This is a genomic window from Intestinimonas butyriciproducens (assembly GCF_004154955.1).
Taxonomy (GTDB): Bacteria; Bacillota; Clostridia; order Oscillospirales; family Oscillospiraceae; genus Intestinimonas; species Intestinimonas butyriciproducens.
On the sequence record NZ_CP011524.1, the window covers coordinates 561,649 to 580,443 of the forward strand.

Genomic DNA, 18,795 nt, shown 5'->3' on the forward strand with positions numbered 1-18,795 from the left:
TTTTGCCTGTAAGCCGCTGCGGGACGCGGGAACGCGCCCTGTGGCCTTACATATTTTAAAACAGAGAAGGAGAACCGACATGAAACGAACCCTCGCCCTGTTCCTGGCGCTGACCCTCAGCCTTTCCCTCCTGGCCGGCTGCGGCGGCCAGGAGGCCCAGAGCACCCCCGCACCCACCGGGACCACAGCGCCCACCGCCACGCCCGACGCCGAAGAGCCCACCACGAAGGTGGTGGTGGACGGCCTGGGCCGTGAAGTGGAGATCCCCTGGCCTGTGGAGCGGGCCGTGGTGGCCAACCGCTACAACAGCGAGCTGATCCGCGCCTGCGGCGCCATTGACCGCGTCATCGCCGTGGACACCAATACCGCCCAGGACCGGGTCTATTGGAGCCAGTTCGACCCTGACAACGTGATCGGCAAGGGCCAGAGCGAGCTGAACTACGAGAAGATCGTGGATCTGGGAGCTCAGGTCCTCATCACCCCTAAGAACGGCACCTATGAGCAGGACCAGGAGATGCTGGAGCCCTTCGGCATCAAGGTGCTGGTGGTCACCGGCTGGGACAACGCGGACCTGGTCAACCAGATCGAGGCCGTGGGACGGATCTTCGATGTAGAGGAGAAGGCGGCCGAGCTCAGGGCGTTCTATGAGGAGAACCAGCAGAAGCTGGACGCATGCCTGGCCAACGTGGCCGAGAAAAAGACCGTCTACTGGGAGTACGGCGATCCCTACACCACCTGCATCCCCGGCACCTCCAACGACGGCTGGCACAACATGCTGGTCTCCGCCGGGGCCATCAACATTTTCGGCGACGAGAGCCTGGCGGGCAAGGACATCGACCCCGAGGCCATCCTGCTGGCCGACCCCGACCTCATCATCAAGACCAGCTCGGGCCCGGCCCTGAAGAATACCGGCGTGTATACGCCCCCCACCCAGGAGATGTATGAGGAGATAACCGCCGAGATGGTCAGCCGCCCCGGCTGGTCCGACCTGAAGGCCGTCCAGAACAAGAACCTCTACTGCACCACCGGCTTCTGTGCCGGCGGCCTGGGCAAGCTCATCGGCGCCCTGTACACCGCCACCTGGCTCTATCCGGACGAGTGCGCGGACATCGACCCCGACGCCGTGTTCGACGAGTGGATGTCCATGCAGGAAGTCGGCCCCATCGAGGGCCACGTCTACCGCCTGCCCTGATATGTCCCTGTATGTGGAAACGCCCGGCCCCGCGCTGGGGGAGGAGATCAGGAGCTACCGGCGGCTCAAGGCGCTCTTTGCCGCGGCGGTGGCGGCGGCCACGCTGGCGGCCTTCGTGGTGAGCTGCTTTGCCGGGGTGGCGGAGGTCACCCCGGCCCGGCTGCTGGCCACGGCCTTCCCCTCCCTCGCCCTCCAGGCCCGGCCCCTGAGCGGGACGGAGCTCACCGTCCTGCTCCACCTGCGGCTGCCCCGGATCGTGATGGCGCTGCTGGCGGGGATCGGGCTGGCAGTGAGCGGACTGGTAATGCAGGCCATCACGGGCAACACTATGGCCAGCCCCTTCACCACCGGCCTTTCCAACGCCGCCGCTATGGGCGCGGCGGTGGTGATCGTCTTCGGCCTCAATTTCATGGGCACCACCCAGCTCACCACCGTGTTCGGGGCCTTTGTTCTGGCCTTCCTGTGCGCCGCGCTGGTGTACGGCATCTCCTCCGCCAAGGGGCTGGGGAGCACCACCATCGTACTGGTGGGTATCGCGCTGAACTACTTTTTCTCCGCGCTCAACGCCGGGATGCAGTACATCGCCAACGAGCAGCAGCTCACCGCCATTGTCAACTGGACCTTCGGGAGCCTGTCCCAGTCCACCTGGCCCCAGATCCTGTTCACCGCGGCGGTGCTGGGCGTCTCCCTGCCCATCCTCTTCTCCCGGGCATGGCACTATAATCTGCTCACCACCGGGGATGAGAGCGCCGTGGCCCTGGGGGTCAATGTGGGGCGGCTGCGCTGTGTCTCCGGGCTGCTCATCACCCTCATCGCCGCCACCGTGGTCAGCTTCACCGGGGTCATCGGCTTCGTGGGTCTGGTGGCCCCCCATATCGCCCGTCTGCTGGTGGGCGGGGACCATCGGGTCCTCTTCCCGGTCAGCGCCCTGCTGGGCGGATGTCTGCTCATCCTGGCCGACCTGGTGGGACGGACCGTGGCCTCCCCGGTGGTCATCCCCGTGGGGATCGTGGTCTCCTTCATCGGCGTGCCGGTGTTCGTCTACCTCATCCTGCGGGACCGGAAGGAGCGGGTGCTGTGAAGATCTCCATACAGGGCCTGTGTTTCGGCTACAAACAGCGGCAGGTGCTCCGGGGGGTGGACCTGGAGGTGCCCTCCGGCTCCCTCTGCGCCCTGCTGGGCGCCAACGGCGCGGGAAAGACCACCCTGCTCAAGTGCATCAACGGCATCCTCCGGCCCCAGTCGGGCCGGGTGTTCGCCGACGACACCGACCTGGGGGGCCTCACCGCCAGAGAACGGGCCAGACTCATCGGCTATGTGCCCCAGAACGCCCAGGCGGGCGGAAGCTGCCTCAACGTGCTGGAAACCGTGCTCTCCGGGCGGGTGCCGCACCGAAAGGGACGGCTGAAGAGCGAGGACTACGACATCGCCGGGCAGGTGCTGGAGTCCATGGACCTGTCCCGGTACGCCATGCGTCAGCTCAACCAGCTCTCCGGCGGGGAGCGCCAGCGGGTGTTTATCGCCCGGGCGGTGGCCCAGCGCCCCAGGGTCATGCTGCTGGACGAGCCCACCAGCAACCTGGATATGCGCTTCCAGCAGGAGACCATGGAGATCGTCAAGGCGCTCAGCGCCGGCCGGGGCATCACGGTGATCACCATCCTTCACGACCTGAATCTGGCCATTGTGTACGCCGACCAGGCCGTGCTCCTGCGGGATGGGACCGTCTATCGGGCCCAGTCCCCCCAGGAGGCGCTGGACGGGGCCAACATCCGGGACATCTTCGGCGTGGAGGTGGGCTTCGCACCCCTGGACGGCGCCCGGTACATCGTCCCCCGGCGGCTGGAGAGGGGGTGAGCGGGGATGGATGCGGTTGCAATCCTCTCCTGCCGGAAGGCGGCGGAGACCTGCGGCGGCGTGGACTGCCTGGGATTCTTCCACCGGCGGGAGCGGTCCTTTTCCGGCCGCGGGGACCGGGAGATGCGCCTGGCCGCCTTTGCCACGTGCAACGGGTGCGAGTGCGACCCCGCCTCCGACGAGGCCTTTCAGAAAAAGCTGGACAAGCTGTCCGGCGCAGGTGTGGAAGAGGTCCACGTGGCCGCCTGCGTCACGGGAGAAAAGCGGGCCTGTCCCCGGAAGGAGGCGATCCTGACGGCGCTGTCCGCCCGGGGCCTGCGGGTCTGCCTGCTGGAGGAACGGGCCTGAAACGGAGCAAGGGGGCTCCCGGCGGATCGCCGGGAGCCCCCTTGTGCTTGGAACGGAGCATGGACTCCGCCGCAGGCCGCGATTGTTTCTTGCGCCGGCGTATGGTATAATGTCCAGACAAGACAAGCGCGGTCTCTCTGAATCTATGAAGTAGCGAGGTGCCCTCCTTGAACGAACCTCTGGTGAGTATCATCGTCCCGGTCTATAATGTGGAATCCTATCTCTCCCCGTGCCTGGAGAGCATCCAGCGCCAGAGCTGGCGGAACCTGGAGGTGCTGATGGTGGACGATGGCAGCACCGACGGCTCCTCCGCCGTCTGCGCGGATATGGCGGTGGCCGATCCCCGCTTCCGCCTCCTCCGGCAGGAGAACGCCGGGGTCTCCGCCGCCCGGAACGCCGCCCTGACCCTGGCAGGGGGGAAGTATCTCCAGTTCGTGGACGGGGACGACCGCATCCACCCCCAGGCCACGGAGACCCTGGTCCACGCCGCCGAGGCCATGGGGGCGGACCTGGTCCTCTCCCATTTTTACCGGGTGGACGGGGAGCGGCAGGCCGTCCGGGGCCATATCAAGGGGGAGCGGCTCCTCACCCGGCAGGAGTTCGCCCGGGAGATGGTGAAGGCGCCGGCCAATTACTACTACGGCGTGCTGTGGAACAAGCTCTACCGCCGCTCCATCGTGGAGAGCCGGGGCCTGCGGTTCGAGCGGGAGGTGGCCTGGGGGGAGGACTTCCTCTTCAACCTGGAGTATATCCGCTCCGTCCGGCTGGTGGCGGCGGTGCCCCGACCCCTCTACTATTACATCAAGCGCCCGGGCAGCCTGGTGAGCACCCAGGCCACCCTCCGGCGCACCATCGAGATGAAGCGGACCACCTTCGACTACTACAAGGACCTCTACCAGGACCTGGACCTCTACGACGAACAGAAGGCAAAGGTCTACCGCTATCTCATCTCCACGGCGGTGGACGGGCTGACCCTGCCCGGCGAGGGCGTGGAGCGCCGAGGGAGAAGCGCCGCCGGACGGCGGGCCGGACAGGAGGGCTGACGGCCCGGGTGGGAAAAGAGTACAAAAATCTGTCCACCGAGGATATGGTCTGGATGCTGAACGAGATGGGCTTCAAGACCGGAGTCTCCTTCTCCAAGGTGCTGGAGGCAGCCAAGTTCCAGGCCATTCACATCCCCGGCAACTACAGTGGACATCACATCCATATCGAGCAGGAGTCTCCCTATAAATTCTGAGGCCAACCCCCGCTCCCCCTTGGCGGATGCTGGGAAGCCGCACCGAAAGAGCCCCTCCCCAGCTCCCTCAGGGGAGGCCAGGGAGGGGCTTTCCCGTGGACAAGGAGAGCTCCCGCATCCCAGATGGGGTGCGGGAGCTCTTTTTTGGCCACGCAGGGTCCTCCGCCCGCCTGACGGGCCGGAGAGCTTGGCTCAGAAGTATTTCTTCACACCGTCGGAGGCTAAACTCTCGTCGGCGCTGATGGTGACAGTGAACTTGATGTTGTTGTCCTCGCCAAAATTGTTCAGCCAGTCCAGGAAGTTCTCCACCTCCAGGCTGGTGGCCTCGCTGGGGACGATCTTGGTGAGGCTGTCGATAAAGACATGGGTGATGTCGTAGTTCCCGGCGTACAGGCCGCTGATAAAGCCCTTGAGGAACTCATAGCCCTTCATGTCGTAGTGGCTGGCCTCGACCAGACGGATTTTATAGTTGATGTCGTAGGTCAGCTTGGGCCCCCGCTCGATGCAGACCACGTTGCCGTGCTCGTTCTGCACTGCGGTATTGATAAGATCGATCATCTGCTTGGTCTTGCCGGTGCCTTTGACCCCCATGATCACTCTAACCATCTTGATCACTCCTTACAATGTCCGCCGGAGCGGTCTCCGGCTTGTGTCACTATGTTACCATTTCCCCATAAAAATTTCAACTGATTTACACAAGTTCACGAAAAATTCATGGGGAGGGATGCGGACGTTTGGACTTATCTGAAGACCGCCCGGCCGCCTGGCCCTTTGTCCGGTGGACGGAGTTTCCTACAGGCGCTGTTCCAGCTCGGCCCGCCGGGCCTCAAACCCGGGCTCGCATCCCCGCGGGATGGAACATCCCGCGGGGACCCCTTTGGATCCGACTTCCTCGGCGGAAATGAATTCCGCCTGCGGCAAGGTTTTGGAGGGGCCAAAACGCTTGGACGGCGCTGCGCGCCGAGTCTCCTGGGCAAGGGGGAAGTCCGGTGGACGGCCGGCTCTTACAGGCGCTGTTCCAGTTCGGCCCGCCGGGCCTCAAACCCGGGCTTGCATCCCCGCGGGATGTTCCATCCCGCGGGGACCCCTTTGGATCCGACTTCCTCGGCGGAAATGAATTCCGCCTGCGGCAAGGTTTTGGAGGGGCCAAAACGCTTGGACGGCGCTGCGCGCCGAGTCTCCTGGGCAAGAGGGAAGTCCGGTGGACGGCCGGCTCTTACAGGCGCAGCTCCAGTTCGGCCCGCCGGGCCTCAAACCCGGGCTTGCCCAGGAGGGCGAACATATTCTGCTTATAGGCTTCCACGCCGGGCTGATCGAAGGGGTTCACCCCCAGGAGATAGCCGGAGAGCCCGCAGGCGTATTCAAAGAAATAGATGAGCTGCCCGATGGTCCGCTCGTCCCGGGCCTCGGCCTCCACCACCAGGTTGGGCACGCCCCCGTCCACATGGGCCAGCAGGGTGCCCCGCATGGCCTGCTCGGCTACGAACTGGAGGCTCTTGCCCGAGAGGAAGTTGAGCCCGTCCACGTTGTCCGGGTCATGGGGGACCAGGAGCTCCCGGCGGCTGGTGCGGAAGCGCACCACCGTCTCCATCAGGATGCGGGCGCCCTGCTGGATATACTGGCCCATGGAGTGAAGGTCGGCGGTGAACTCCACGCTGGCGGGGAAGAGGCCCCGGCCCTCCTTGCCCTCGCTCTCGCCGTAGAGCTGCTTCCACCACTCGGCGAAGAAGCGGAAGGAGGGCTCGTAGCCCACCAGCAGCTCGATGGCCTTTCCAGCGCCGTAGAGGGCGTTGCGGGCGGCGGCATACTGCCAGGCGGGGTTGTCCGCGCCGGGGACGTCCAGCGCCTCCATGGCCTCCCGGGCCCCCTCCATCAGGGCGGCGGCGTCAATGCCCGCTGCAGCGATGGGCAGCAGCCCCACGGCGGTGAGGACGGAGTAGCGCCCGCCCACGGCGTCGGGCACCACGAAGGTCTCGTACCCCTCGCTGTCGGCGAGCCCCTTGAGCGCGCCCTTGCGGGCGTCGGTGGTGGCATAGATGCGCCCGCGGGCGCCCTCCCGGCCGTACCGCTCCTCCAACAGGGCCTTGAAGATGCGGAAGGCCACGGCGGGTTCGGTGGTGGTGCCGGACTTGGAGATGACGTTGACGGAGAAGTCCTTGTCCTTTAAATAGTCGATGAGCTCGCACAGCGCGTCGGTGGACAGGCCGTTCCCGGCGAAGAAGATCTCCGGCGCGTTCCGGGCCAGCCTGTGATCGGCGGAGCCCATGAGCTCGATGACGGCCCGGGCCCCCAGATAGGACCCGCCGATCCCCACTACCACCAGCACCTGGGAGTCGGAGCGGATCTTCTCCGCAGCGGTCTGGATGCGGGCAAACTCCTCCCGGTTGTACTCCTCCGGCAGCCTCACCCAGCCGGTGAAGTCGCCGCCGGGGCCGCTGTGGTCCCGGAGCATGGTCCGGGCCTGCGCCAGGCCCGCCTCCCGGCTGGAGAACCAGTCGTCGGGCAGAAAGCCGGCGGCGCTTGTCAGGTCTATTTTGAGCATAATAAAACCTCCTCATACATGGCGATATCTGCTTCGCACCCAGTATACACGAACGTGCCGCCCTTGCCCAGAGGAAATCTTGCCGGAAAAGGGTAAAAAATAACGGTTGTTTTTCAGGAAGAGGTTGACAGAAGGGTTCAGAATGCTAAAATGGTTTTCAAAGTCTGCATGGACCTATGACGCCCAGACCGGCGAGGAGGCGGAGCAAACCGTCACCGCGGCGCTGGAGGACGGTAAGAGCGCCCTCACCCTGCGCCCGGAGAAGTATCTGAATATCCAGAGTGCCTCCCTCACCATCGGCAGCGGCGGCGTCACCCTGGCCCAGGGCGGCGCCATCCGCAACCAGTGCGTCCTCTACTTTGATCGGGACCCGGAGGCCGCGGGCGAGAACGTCTTCGCCGGCACGGTCACCATCAGCGGTCAGCGGGGCCGGGTGGAGGTCAACGGCGGCCTGACCGTGGAGGCGGGCGGCCTGGTGGAGAGCTCCGCCACCAGGACCGTCATCAGCGGCAAGAGCTACAACTACGGTACTATCAAGGTCGCCAGCGGCACCCTGTACCTGCAGAACACAGGGTACTCCGTGTACAACATGGGCGAGATCTCCGTCTCCGGAGGGGCCGTGCTGAACGCGGCGGGCACCGTGGTGGTGAACACCGGCTCCATGACCGGGTCCGGTACGCTGCAGTTGGGCGAGCTGGACGACATCACCGACTATGACAACGGGATCGAGTATGTGGAGTTGGGCCTGGACTGGTCCGACCGGACCCCGGCCAGCTATGACCGCTATCAGTTTGTCCGGGACCCCGCGGCCACCGTGGAGGTCGTCTACTTCATCGGCGCGCTGTCCAACCAGGACGGGGGCGCCTGCGGCCTCACCGTCCAGGAGTGACGGGTCCGGTCGAACCCTGAGCAAGACCAAAAAACCGCCTCCCCGGCGTTCGACGCGCCGGGGAGGCGGTTTTTACAGACAAGGGCGGGCCGGGGCATCCCATCTCCTCTTGCATGGCGGCGCGGTTTCTGCTATGATTTTTCCGAAAGGGGATCGGAAATGGAAGAAGACCAGACGATGGATTTTTGCGGGATCACACAAGCGCTCTGGAAAAGCTACTTTTCCCTGGACAGAGGAGAATTTGAGTCCATATTCGAGTGGCTGGATGAGAACTGCTCCATCATCGGCACCGGAAAGCACGAATTCTATCTCGACCGCGCGTCCTTTCATCAGGCACTGATGCAGGAGGCGGAGCAGCGGGAGGCGGTGGCGTTCCAGTTCAAGGACCTGTGGTGCCGGCAGCGCCGGCTCTCGCTGGACGTCTGCCTGGTGTACGGCGGCCTGGACATCTGGTGGGAAAAGGAAGACAAGACGGTCTATATCGATATGAGCAGCCGGTATTCCATCCTGTATCATAGGATCGGGGGGATATGGAAGGTGGTCCATATCTATCAGTCCGTGCCGAATGTGGAACAGGCGCCCGGCGAGTATTATCCCAAAAGGCTCTCCGACCAGGTGGAGAGCGCCCGGCGGCTGGCGCTCCGCATGGAGGACCTGGCGCTGCGGGACGGCCTGACACAGCTCTACAACTACCGGGGTCTGGAGAAAATGTGGAGCACCTGGGACGAGGCGGAGAGCTGGATCTTTGTGGCGGACCTGGACGATTTTAAAAGCATCAACGACACATATGGACATCTGGCCGGCAACCATGTGCTCAAGAGGATCTCCGGCAGGCTGCGGAAGACCATGCGGAGCGGAGATGTGGTGTGCCGCATGGGGGGAGACGAGTTTGTCCTGCTCTGCGGAGCGGTGGGCGGGCGGGCCGAGGCCGGGCATTTGGCGGAACGGATCATCAGCGAGGTGAAACAGGAGGCCGGAGAGCTCCGGCACCCCGTCAGCCTGTCCGTAGGGGGCGTCCCCATCTCCGGGGGAGAGCCCCTGGAGTGCGCCGTCGCCCGGGCGGACGCAGTCCTCTATACCGTGAAAAGGACGACGAAGGACGGATACCTGCTGGGGACGTAGTCAGCATGCCCCGCCGGCCGGTCCCCGCCGTCGGGCTGAGGCCGCGGCGCAGAGCGCCGCGGCCTTTTCCGGCCCTCCGGCCCTCAATTCCCGGTAAGTCCGCCGGATGACGACGGCCGCGATGAGGAAGGTGAGGATGTCGGCGGCGGGGAAGGAGTACAGCAGCCCGTCCAGGCCCCAGAAGAGGGGGAAGAGAATCGGCAGCGCCACGCCGAAGACGATCTCCCGGGTGAGGGAGATCACGGTGGATGCCACCGCCTTGCCCAGAGACTGGAGGAAGATGAACGTTCCCTTGTTGACGGTGGCCAGGACCATCATGCACAGATAAATCCGAAAGCTTTTGACCGCAAACGCCGTATAATAGACGTTCTCATTCGCGGCGCCGAAAATGCCGATCAACTGCCGGGGGAAGAGCTCCACGACCAGCAGGGCCGCCGCTCCGACCGCGGCTTCTGCGGCCAGCAGCTTGGTGAAGAGCGCCTTCGCCCGGTCCCGGCGGCCTGCGCCGACGTTGTAGCCGACGATCGGGATGCAGCCGGCCGCCATGCCCACGGCGATGGAGATGGCGATCTGGAAGAACTTCATGACGATGCCCAGAACCGCCAGCGGGATCTGGGCGTATTCCACCCGGCCAAAGACAGGGTCCAGCGCGCCGTATTTCATGCACATATTCTGGACTGCCGCCATGGACGCCACCAGAGAGATCTGGGCCAGGAAGCTTGTGACGCCCAGGCTGAGGAATTTTTTCACCAGCCTGCCCTGAAGCCCGAAGCTCCCCCTCCCGAGCCGCACCGCCCGCATGTGGCACAGGTACCAGACGGAGAGGGCCGCCGTGAGGAGCATGTCCATGCACAGCAGGTAGACCGCCGTCAGAACGGCGCTGCTCCCAAGGCAGAGCAGGATGGCGCTGCCGATGCTCCTGTGGGCGTCCTCATTCCGACCGGCGCCCAGGGAGATGCTGACGAAGGCGCAGCAGCCGTCGCCGATCATCACGGCGACGGCCAGGGCGACCACCGTCAGGGGGAACACCACCGTGTTGGCGGCGTTGCCGTAGGAGCCGAGATAGTCGGCGTTTGCGATAAAGATCTGATCGACGATGTTGTAGAGCGCGGCGACGACAAGGGAGAGAATACAGGGGATGGAGTACTTCCGCATCAGCGTCCCGACCCGCTCTGTTTCCAAAAATGCGTTTGATTTCATGCCTTCCATGGCGTCCTCCTAAAAGAAAAAATAAAAACAATGAGTGGCCGAAACAACTGGATTTACGCTGTTTCAGCCACTCATTGTGAATATTATCCTAGCATACTTTTCGAAAAAATCAAAGGGAAATTTCCCGCATTGGGCGGCGGAGGGCGAAAAGATCCCCGCGCATCAGTTCTTCAGGCTCTGCATGGGGGCCGGGATGCGCCCGCCGCGGGAGACGAAGGGGGCCGAGCCGAAGGGGTGGACGGGCATAACGGGGGCGGAGCCCAGCAGGCCGCCGAACTCCACGGTGTCCCCCACGGTCTTGCCGGGGGCCGGGATGAGGCGCACGGCGGTGGTCTTGGAGTTGACCATGCCGATGGCGGCCTCGTCGGCGATGATGGCGGAGAGGGTCTCGGCGGTGGTGTCGCCGGGGACGGCGATCATATCAAGGCCCACGGAACACACGCATGTCATGGCCTCCAGTTTGTCCAGGTGCAGCGCGCCGGAGGCGGCGGCTGCGATCATGCCCTCGTCCTCGCTCACCGGGATGAAGGCACCGGAGAGGCCGCCCACATGGGAGGAGGCCATGACACCGCCCTTTTTCACGGCGTCGTTGAGGAGGGCCAGGGCGGCGGTGGTGCCGTGGGTGCCGCAGACCTCCAGGCCCATCTCCTCCAGGATGCGGGCCACCGAGTCGCCCACAGCGGGGGTGGGGGCCAGGGAGAGGTCCACAATGCCGAAGGGCACGTCCAGGCGGCGGCTGGCCTCCTGGGCCACCAGCTGGCCCATGCGGGTGATGCGGAAGGCGGTCTTTTTGATGGTCTCCGCCACCACGTCGAAGGGGGCGCCCTTCACGTCCTGGAGGGCGTGGTACACCACACCGGGGCCGGAGACGCCCACATTGATGACGCAGTCGCCCTCGCCCACGCCGTGGAAGGCGCCGGCCATGAAGGGGTTGTCCTCCACCGCGTTGCAGAATACCACCAGCTTGGCGCAGCCGAAGCCGCCACGGTCCGCGGTGCGCTCCGCAGCCGCCTTGATGGTCCGTCCCATGAGGGCCACCGCGTCCATATTGATGCCCGCCTTGGTGGAGCCCACGTTCACCGAGGAACACACCAGCTCGGTGGAGGCCAGGGCCTCGGGGATGGCGTCGATGAGCTTCCGGTCCCCGGCGGTGAAGCCTTTCTGCACCAAGGCAGAGAAGCCGCCGATGAAGTTGACGCCGGTGGTGTGGGCGGCCCGGTCCAGGGCGGCGGCAAAGGGCACGTAGTCCCCCGTCACCGATGCGCCCGCCACCAGAGAGACGGGGGTGACGGAAATGCGCTTGTTGACGATGGGGATGCCGAACTCCCGCTCAATGGCCTCGCCGGTGGACACCAGCTTTTCGGCCCGGCGGCAGATTTTGTCGTAGATCTTCCGGCAGGCGGCCCCGGCGTCGGGGTCGCAGCAGTCCAGCAGGGAGATGCCCATGGTAATGGTGCGGATGTCCAGGTGCTGCTGGTCGATCATGTGGATGGTGTCCATGATTTCCGTGCTGTTGAGCATAAGAAGAACCTCCTGGTCCTCTGCCAAGTCGGACGCTGCGGGTAAGGGCACGCCTGCGTACCGGCGAGCCGCCCGGCGCCGGGCGCGGCAACGATATGCGGACAGCCCCGAGACTTGGAGTGAAATTTTTGATGGACGGGGATTGGGGAAGCGCCGTTGGGCTGTGCCAAGGGCGCAGCCGGTCCCTGGGGGCCGGGGGCTGTCACGCTGCGGCTCGCCCTCGCAAAGTCCGCTTTGCTCGCCCCGCCCTTCGGCAGGCCTCGCGGCGCTCCCTTGCTCGTCCTTTCCCAAGCGGCCCCGCTTTGGCGTGGCCGCTTGGGTTCTCAATTTGGGCTGGTCTTCGGGCCGCCTTGCGGCCCTTCGCTCGCCCTCGATCCGGTCCATCCGCGCTGCTCCGCGCGCCTCCGCGCTTCGTCAGATCTTATGCATGGCGTCGAAGATATCCTCCCGCTGGACCTTGATGGAGAGGCCGCGCTGGGCGCCCTCGTTCTCCAGCAGGGTGGAAAAGACGGTGAAGGGGAGCTTGCAGGCGGAGACGTCCACCAGCATGGTCATGGTGAAAAACTCCCGCAGGATGGTCTGGCTGATGTCCAGGACATTGACGTTGTTCTCGGCCAGCAGGGTGCACACGGCGGCGATGATGCCCACCTGGTCCTTGCCGATGACGGTGACAATGGCTTTCATAGGGTCAAACCTCATTTCTCTCTTGGTGGGGGAAGGCCCGGGGCTACCGCAGCTCGTCCAGCGTCAGCTCGAAGCCCGGCATGAAATGCTCCAGAAAGTAGCCCACCTCCGGGAGCGGGGACGCCTCCAGGGCCTGCCGGGTCTGCTCTGCGGCCTGGCGGAACTCGCTGTTTCCCGCCTTGAGCTCCTCCACACATTTGATATAGGCCGAGAGTTTGTCGGCGGCCTTGACGACGGCGTGATAGCCGCTCTCCGGGTCCTCCAGCAACAGCGGCTCGTAGGCGGGGCGGAGGGCGTCGGGCAGCATGGAGAGGAGCCGGCGGGCGGAGACGGTCTCCACCTCGCGGTAGGCGTCCCGGATCTCCGGATTATAGTATTTGACCGGCGTGGGCAGATCCCCTGTGAGGATCTCCGGCGCGTCGTGATAGAGGGCCAGCACCGCCGCCTGTCCGGGGTCTATGTCCCCGCCGAACACATCCCGGCGGATGACGGCCAGGGCGTGGGCCAGCACCGCCACCATATGGGAGTGCTCCTGGATGTTCTCCTCAAAGGTGTTGCGCATGAGGCCCCAGCGGCCAATGTAGCGCATCCGGGAGATGAGTGCAAAGAAATGATGGGCCATCCTCAGTGCACCAGGAATCTTTCCACGGCCTGCTGGAAGAGCTCGCACTGGGCTTGGGAGCCGTGGACCTCTACACGGATGGGCTCGGAGAGGTCGATGGAGAAGAGCCCCATGATGGATTTGCCGTTGACCAGATAGCGCCCGCAGATGACGTCCACATCGCAGTCCAGGCGGCTGGCGGCGTCGACAAAGGCCTTGATATCGCTGACCGATGTGAGCTGAACGGGAAAGCTGCTCATTGTCTTTTCACCCCTGCATGTGATAGAATCAGATAGTATCATTATAAGCAGGCGGAGGAGAAAAAACAATTGACAAACCCGCCAGCTTTCGGAAATTCGGCCATTTTCACCAGAACGCTGAGTGGAAGGGGCCCCTTTTGTGAGGTATCACCTATGAAAGTTGCCATCCATACCTTGGGCTGCAAGGTCAACCAGTACGAGACCGCCGCCCTGGAGACCGAGCTGCGCCGCCGCGGGCATGAACTGGTCCCCTTTGAGGACGCGGCGGACGCCTATATCGTCAACACCTGTACCGTCACGGCGGTCAGCGATAAAAAATCCCGCCAGATGATCCGCCAGGCCCGGAAGCGCGCCCCCGGCGCGGTGGTGGCCGTGTGCGGCTGCTACGCCCAGACCGCGCCGGAGGCGGTGGAGGCCCTGGGGGTGGATCTGGTGGCCGGGACGGCGGACCGGATGGGCTTTCTGGACGATCTGGAAAGGCAGTGCGCAGAGCGGGGAGAGCCCCCCCTGGTCACGGTGGGCGACATCATGGCCCGCCGGACCTTCGAGCCCCTGACCGGCGGCGGCCTGGAGGGCCGCACCCGGGCCATGCTGAAGGTGGAGGACGGCTGCGTCAACTTCTGCACCTACTGCGTCATCCCTTACGCCAGGGGCCCGGTGCGGTCCCTGCCTCTGGCCGCCGCCGCCGCCGAGGCCGGGCGTCTGGCCGGGGAGGGCTACCGGGAGATCGTCCTCACCGGCATCGAGATCTCCTCCTGGGGCCAGGACTTCCGGGACGGCACGGGCTTTATCGATCTGGTGGAGGCGGTCTGTGCCGCCGCCCCCGGCTGCCGGGTGCGCCTGGGTTCCCTGGAGCCCCGCACCGTCACGGAGGACTTCTGCCGCCGGTGCGCCGCCCTCCCCAACCTGTGCCCCCACTTCCACCTGTCCATGCAGTCCGGCTGCGACGCCACGCTCCGCCGGATGAACCGGAAATACGATGCCGCGCGGTATGAAGAGAGCGTGAAGCTCCTCCGGGCGTTCTTCCACCGCCCCGGGATCACCACGGATATGATCGTGGGCTTTCCCGGAGAGACGGAGGAGGAGTTTGCCCAGAGCCTGTCGTTCCTCCGCCGGTGCGGCTTTACGGCCATGCATATTTTCCCCTATTCCCGCCGGACCGGGACCCCGGCGGCCGGGATGCCGGACCAAGTGCCCAAGGGGGAGAAGGAGGCCCGGGCCCGCCGGGCCGCCGCGGTGGCGGCGGAGCTGGAGGGGGCCTGGCTGGCGTCCTGGGTGGGGGAGACCCTGCCCGTCCTCTTTGAGGAGGAGAAGGGGGGACTCTGGCGGGGCCACGCCCCCAATTATACCGAGGTGCTGGCCCCGGGGACGGCTCTCCACAACGTGGAACAGCGGGTGAGGATCACCGGCGTGGAGGGGACCGCCCTAGTGGGAGAGCGCGTCGAAGAGAGGGGAGAGTCATGAGGGAGAGCAAAATACGACGGCCCGGTCTTTTTTGAAAAATACAGCCGGACGAGCCTCTCCACGCCGGGCCTGGAGAGGGCGGGGGAGTGGGAGGCCCTCGGGGCGCTGACCGCCTGTTTGGACGGGCTGCGCCGGCCTATGATGCTGCGGCTCTCCGCCCGGAAGCAGAAACCGTAAAAAGAAGCAGCCGCGCAAAGCGGCAAAAAACACGCCGGCGGATGGAGCGTCCGCTGGCGTTGGTCTGCCGAAGCCGTGAAAGATCCAGAATTATATGCGTGCGGCGCCTCAGTCGGGCCTGTCGTGGGTGGGGGTAAAGCCGGGGACCATGGCGTTTGACCGCTTTTTCCACCACGCGATCCACCGCACCAGCCGTTCCCGGGGGAAGAGGTAGTTGATGAGCATGGACATCAGCACGCCCACGCCGGTGTCCACCATGCGGTTGAGCGCATAGCTCACGTAGGTGTCCGTGGGGGTGTTGAAGAGGATGATGCACAGCACCACGCTGCCCGGCTGCACCGCCGTGGGCCAGCGGAACATCTGGGACAGACAGATGAGCACCACCACGCCCACAAAGGTCAGGGGGATGAGCAGTGCGCGGCTCTCCCCGGCGGGGGCCAGGAGGAGATAGCACCAGAACAGGCCCATCCCCAGAAAGCCGCCGATGATGGTGCCGATCAGCCGGTTGCCGCCCTGCTGCCAGGAGTGGCCCATGTCGTTGCCCATGCCGTAGACGGCGCCGATGCAGGCAAAGGTGGGGTTGCGGTCGATGAGGTAGTAGATCCCGGCGCACAGGGCGGCGGAAAAAGCGGACTTCAGGTTCCGCAGGCCGATGTGGGGCAGGTGACTGTGAGCATCCTCCATGGCGGTTTCCTCTCAATCGTCGGTCTGATCCGAAAAGCTCCGGATATTCAAAATTCCTCTCATCCTACATCTTAACATAATCTTAGCGCAAATGCACCTATTTTTTAAACAAATTTTCCATATGGCGGGCCGGGACGGGTTCCGGTCACCTCGTCAGGTCGATATCCACCCGATAGTCGTCGTCGATCAAAATATAGTCGCTGCCGTAGGTCCGGCACATGCGCAGCATTTCTGCGTTTTCCGCGCGTACAGATTCCAGGGTGCAGTCGGAATCATCGGGCCTGTGCTCGATCACGCCGGCATATGCCCGGATGTCGGAAAGAGGGATGCGCGGAAAGGCTTTGCCAGCGGGGCGCGGATGTGATATCATAGTCCAAAAACGAGAGAAGGAGACCGCCCATGAGTTACGCCGACCAGGTATTCATCCAGAACTGCAAGGAGATCCTCGCCCACGGCACCTGGGACACGGCTCTGCCCGTCCGCCCCCGCTGGGAGGATGGGGAGAGCGCCCACACCGTAAAGCGCTTCGGCCTCGTCAACCGCTACGATCTCCGGCGGGAGTTCCCCGTCCAGACCATCCGCAAAATGGCCTTCAGGAGCGCGGTGGACGAGCTTCTGTGGATCTGGCAGAAGAAGTCCAGCAACATCGGGGACCTGCACTCTCACATCTGGGACGCGTGGGCCGACGAGACCGGCTCCATCGGCAAGGCCTACGGCTACCAGCTGGGGGTGAAGCACCGGTATCGGGAGGGCTGGTTCGATCAGGTGGACCGGGTGCTCTATGATCTCAGGCACGACCCCGCCTCCCGGCGCATCCTCACAAGCCTCTACAACCACCACGATCTCCACGAGATGCACCTCTACCCCTGCGCCTGGTCGGTCACCTTCAACGTCACGGGCAATGTGCTCAACGCCGTGCTGAACCAGCGCAGCCAGGACATGCTCACCGCCAACGGCTGGAATGTAATGCAGTACGCCGTGTTGCTGCATATGTTCGCAGCGGTCTCGGACCTGGTGCCGGGGGAGCTGGTCCACGTCATCGCCGACGCCCACATCTACGACAGGCACGTGCCCATCGTGGAGGAAATCATCTCCCGGGAGCCCTACCCCGCGCCCACGCTGTGGATGGACCCGGCGGCGGAGGATTTTTATGCCTTCACACCGGACAGCTTCCGGCTGGAGGGCTACCGGGCCTGGCCGCTGGAGCGGAAGATCCCGGTGGCCGTGTGAGAGGGGAGGGAGCGCCATGTACGCCATCGTCGCCGCGGACCGGAACTGGGCCATCGGCAGGGACGGGGACCAGCTCTGCTATATCCCCGCCGACCTCAAGCGCTTCCAGGCCCTGACCACCGGCCACGCCGTCGTTCTGGGCCGCAGGACCTTGTCCACCTTTCCTGGAGGACGGCCCCTGAAGGGCCGCCGGAACCTGATCCTCTCCCGGGACCCGGCCTTCCGGCCCGAAGGGGCGGAGGTGTTCCGGGACCTGGAGTCCCTGCTGGCCGCCGCGCCGGCGGACGCCTTCGTCATCGGCGGGGGACAGGTCTACCGCCAGCTCCTGGACCGGTGTGATACCGTCTATGTGACCCGGCTGGACCGGGCCTTTCCGGCGGACGCCTGGTTCCCCGACCTGGACGCCGACCCGGCCTGGATGCCGGCGGGGTCCGAGGGCCCCTTCGACCACCAGGGCCTGTCCTACCGGTACGACACCTACCGCCGGGGGTGAGCCGCCCGGGCCGACATTATCAAAAAATCGAGTATGGCCAAGTGAATGTGCCGGCCACCACGCTGTGCGCCCTGGCCGACTATTTCGGCGTCTCCACCGACTATCTGCTGGGGCGGCGGGATGGGCCCGTCCCCGGCGAAGAAAACCAGGCGCCCCGAAGGCCGGGGCGCCTGGCCTATGTACCGCTGCGAAACTGTTCCAGTCCCACGGAGAGCTGGGCGTTGAGCACGCCCAGGACCTCGGTGAGCAGCTCGTTCTGCCTGCGCAGCAAGCACACCACCTCCTGGTCCGCCGCGGTGGCCTGGATGGAGACGGGGGCGGGATACCGCCGTATGCGCATCTCGGTGTCCTCCAGCGACCGCCGCACGGCGCCCCACCCTGTGGCGCAGGGCGCCGCCGGGGCGGGGCGCTCCACCGCCGGGCGCAGGCCCTCCACCCGGTCATAGAGGGGCGCGGGCGACGCGCCCAGGGTTCCTCGGTTCCGGCAGCCGGTCTTTTGTCTGGCCATCGGGAATCACCTCCCTTTCAAACCCATTCTATGTGGGCGGTTGACTTTTGCGCACAAAAAGCTTATAATTCCAAACTGTCTCAAATGATACAAAATGGAGGGAGTGCCATCGTGGAGCCGGTGTGGAGCTCCGGCGAGCTGGAACTGCTGGGGAACACCTTCCTCTTCCGGGGCGTGGAACGGGCGGTGGTCCTCCGGGCGGCGTCCGATCCCCGGTGCAGCCGGGAGAGCTTTACCCGGGGGGCGCAGATATACAGCCCCAGGCGGTTCCGGCGGAGCCTGGGGGTGATCCTGGCCGGGCGGGTCCGGGTGACGAAGGGGGAACTGGTGGTGAGCACCCTGGGACCCGGCGAGCTCTTCGGCGCGGCGGCCCTCTTCCACGACAGGCCGGACTACGAGACCACCCTCACCGCCCTCTCCCCCTGCTCCGCCGCCTTCTTCCCCCAGGAGCAGGTGGCGGAGCTGCTGCGGGACACCCCCGGCGCGGCGGCCAACTACATCCGCTACCTCTCCGGACGCATCCATTTCCTCAGCCGGAAGATCGAGGGGCTCACCGCCCCCGGCGCGGCGGGGAAGCTGGCCCGCTGCCTCCTGGCGGAGGGCGGCGTTCTCTCCTGCACGGCCACGGAGCTGGCCCGGCGGCTGGATGTGAGCCGGGCCTCCCTGTACCGGGCCTTCGACACCCTGGAGAGGGCGGGGGCCATCCGGCGGACGGGAAAGCGGATCGAGGTGCTCAGCACCGCAGAGCTGGAAGCCGCCATTGAGACGGAACCATCATGA

The 18,795-nt window shown here is 65.1% G+C and carries 22 protein-coding genes; 12 read left to right on the forward strand and 10 right to left on the reverse strand.

Features of this window, described 5'->3' with window-relative positions; all coding sequences use genetic code 11:
- The first annotated feature begins 79 nt into the window (after positions 1–79).
- The 6 genes from SRB521_RS02910 (at position 80) to SRB521_RS02935 (ending at position 4,631) form a co-directional block, all read left to right on the forward strand.
- Positions 80–1,192, forward strand: coding sequence for an ABC transporter substrate-binding protein (locus SRB521_RS02910; RefSeq protein WP_083631032.1), 1,113 nt, complete (start codon positions 80–82; stop codon positions 1,190–1,192).
- A 1-nt stretch (position 1,193) separates the two neighbouring features.
- Positions 1,194–2,273 carry a FecCD family ABC transporter permease gene (locus SRB521_RS02915; RefSeq protein ID WP_083631033.1) on the forward strand — a complete coding sequence of 360 codons (1,080 nt, stop codon included), beginning with the start codon at positions 1,194–1,196 and terminating at the stop codon, positions 2,271–2,273.
- Positions 2,270–3,046: an ABC transporter ATP-binding protein gene (locus SRB521_RS02920; protein ID WP_033118941.1), complete on the forward strand. Its 777-nt coding sequence runs from the start codon at positions 2,270–2,272 to the stop codon at positions 3,044–3,046. The genes SRB521_RS02915 and SRB521_RS02920 overlap by 4 nt, the downstream gene beginning before the upstream one ends.
- A 6-nt stretch (positions 3,047–3,052) precedes the next feature.
- The gene (locus SRB521_RS02925) at positions 3,053–3,394 is read left to right on the forward strand and encodes a CGGC domain-containing protein (RefSeq protein WP_052082868.1); all 342 of its coding nucleotides are present in this window, start codon (positions 3,053–3,055) and stop codon (positions 3,392–3,394) included.
- Between the two features lie 167 nt (positions 3,395–3,561).
- Complete coding sequence (locus tag SRB521_RS02930) at positions 3,562–4,437, forward strand: glycosyltransferase (protein ID WP_075705674.1); 876 nt, start codon at positions 3,562–3,564, stop codon at positions 4,435–4,437.
- Positions 4,438–4,445: 8 nt separating this feature from the next.
- Positions 4,446–4,631, forward strand: a complete 186-nt coding sequence (locus SRB521_RS02935; protein WP_178388479.1) for a hypothetical protein — start codon at positions 4,446–4,448, stop codon at positions 4,629–4,631.
- A gap of 192 nt (positions 4,632–4,823) precedes the next feature.
- Here SRB521_RS02935 and SRB521_RS02940 read toward each other — a convergent pair whose 3' ends face one another.
- Positions 4,824–5,237 (reverse strand): hypothetical protein, encoded by a 414-nt coding sequence (locus tag SRB521_RS02940; protein WP_033118945.1) that lies wholly within the window; start codon positions 5,235–5,237, stop codon positions 4,824–4,826.
- A gap of 610 nt (positions 5,238–5,847) precedes the next feature.
- Positions 5,848–7,173 (reverse strand): glucose-6-phosphate isomerase, encoded by a 1,326-nt coding sequence (locus SRB521_RS02945; RefSeq protein WP_116721339.1) that lies wholly within the window; start codon positions 7,171–7,173, stop codon positions 5,848–5,850.
- 142 nt (positions 7,174–7,315) lie between these two features.
- On the opposite strand from SRB521_RS02945, the gene SRB521_RS02950 reads away from it, so the two are divergent.
- Positions 7,316–8,062 (forward strand): hypothetical protein, encoded by a 747-nt coding sequence (locus SRB521_RS02950; protein WP_116721338.1) that lies wholly within the window; start codon positions 7,316–7,318, stop codon positions 8,060–8,062.
- A gap of 159 nt (positions 8,063–8,221) precedes the next feature.
- Positions 8,222–9,184 (forward strand): diguanylate cyclase, encoded by a 963-nt coding sequence (locus tag SRB521_RS02955; RefSeq protein WP_242976488.1) that lies wholly within the window; start codon positions 8,222–8,224, stop codon positions 9,182–9,184.
- Here the strand turns inward: SRB521_RS02955 and SRB521_RS02960 are convergent, their stop codons facing one another.
- From SRB521_RS02960 to SRB521_RS02980, 5 genes are all read right to left on the reverse strand, one after another.
- Entirely contained in the window at positions 9,185–10,393 is a 1,209-nt protein-coding gene (locus SRB521_RS02960; RefSeq protein ID WP_116721337.1) for an MATE family efflux transporter, read from the reverse strand.
- 162 nt (positions 10,394–10,555) lie between these two features.
- Positions 10,556–11,914 carry a PFL family protein gene (locus SRB521_RS02965; protein ID WP_058117022.1) on the reverse strand — a complete coding sequence of 453 codons (1,359 nt, stop codon included), beginning with the start codon at positions 11,912–11,914 and terminating at the stop codon, positions 10,556–10,558.
- A 414-nt stretch (positions 11,915–12,328) separates the two neighbouring features.
- Positions 12,329–12,598 (reverse strand): ACT domain-containing protein, encoded by a 270-nt coding sequence (locus SRB521_RS02970; RefSeq protein WP_033116180.1) that lies wholly within the window; start codon positions 12,596–12,598, stop codon positions 12,329–12,331.
- Between the two features lie 43 nt (positions 12,599–12,641).
- A complete protein-coding gene (yfbR, locus tag SRB521_RS02975; protein ID WP_075705242.1) occupies positions 12,642–13,220 on the reverse strand; it encodes a 5'-deoxynucleotidase in 579 nt (192 codons plus the stop codon).
- 2 nt (positions 13,221–13,222) lie between these two features.
- Complete coding sequence (locus SRB521_RS02980) at positions 13,223–13,459, reverse strand: HPr family phosphocarrier protein (protein ID WP_058117024.1); 237 nt, start codon at positions 13,457–13,459, stop codon at positions 13,223–13,225.
- 153 nt (positions 13,460–13,612) lie between these two features.
- Here SRB521_RS02980 and mtaB point away from each other — a divergent pair, with 153 nt between their 5' ends.
- Positions 13,613–14,923, forward strand: coding sequence for a tRNA (N(6)-L-threonylcarbamoyladenosine(37)-C(2))-methylthiotransferase MtaB (mtaB, locus tag SRB521_RS02985; RefSeq protein WP_075705243.1), 1,311 nt, complete (start codon positions 13,613–13,615; stop codon positions 14,921–14,923).
- A gap of 285 nt (positions 14,924–15,208) precedes the next feature.
- Here mtaB and SRB521_RS02990 read toward each other — a convergent pair whose 3' ends face one another.
- Positions 15,209–15,784, reverse strand: a complete 576-nt coding sequence (locus tag SRB521_RS02990) for an FUSC family protein (RefSeq protein WP_116721336.1) — start codon at positions 15,782–15,784, stop codon at positions 15,209–15,211.
- Positions 15,785–15,929: 145 nt separating this feature from the next.
- Positions 15,930–16,154, reverse strand: a complete 225-nt coding sequence (locus tag SRB521_RS15995; protein ID WP_075705245.1) for a hypothetical protein — start codon at positions 16,152–16,154, stop codon at positions 15,930–15,932.
- 29 nt (positions 16,155–16,183) lie between these two features.
- On the opposite strand from SRB521_RS15995, the gene thyA reads away from it, so the two are divergent.
- Both thyA and SRB521_RS03000 read left to right on the forward strand, forming a co-directional pair.
- Entirely contained in the window at positions 16,184–17,014 is an 831-nt protein-coding gene (gene thyA / locus SRB521_RS02995) for a thymidylate synthase (RefSeq protein WP_075705246.1), read from the forward strand.
- A gap of 16 nt (positions 17,015–17,030) precedes the next feature.
- A complete protein-coding gene (locus SRB521_RS03000; RefSeq protein WP_075705247.1) occupies positions 17,031–17,507 on the forward strand; it encodes a dihydrofolate reductase in 477 nt (158 codons plus the stop codon).
- Between the two features lie 175 nt (positions 17,508–17,682).
- Here the strand turns inward: SRB521_RS03000 and SRB521_RS16000 are convergent, their stop codons facing one another.
- Complete coding sequence (locus tag SRB521_RS16000) at positions 17,683–18,015, reverse strand: hypothetical protein (RefSeq protein ID WP_165366546.1); 333 nt, start codon at positions 18,013–18,015, stop codon at positions 17,683–17,685.
- Positions 18,016–18,099: 84 nt separating this feature from the next.
- On the opposite strand from SRB521_RS16000, the gene SRB521_RS03010 reads away from it, so the two are divergent.
- Entirely contained in the window at positions 18,100–18,795 is a 696-nt protein-coding gene (locus tag SRB521_RS03010; protein WP_083631106.1) for a Crp/Fnr family transcriptional regulator, read from the forward strand.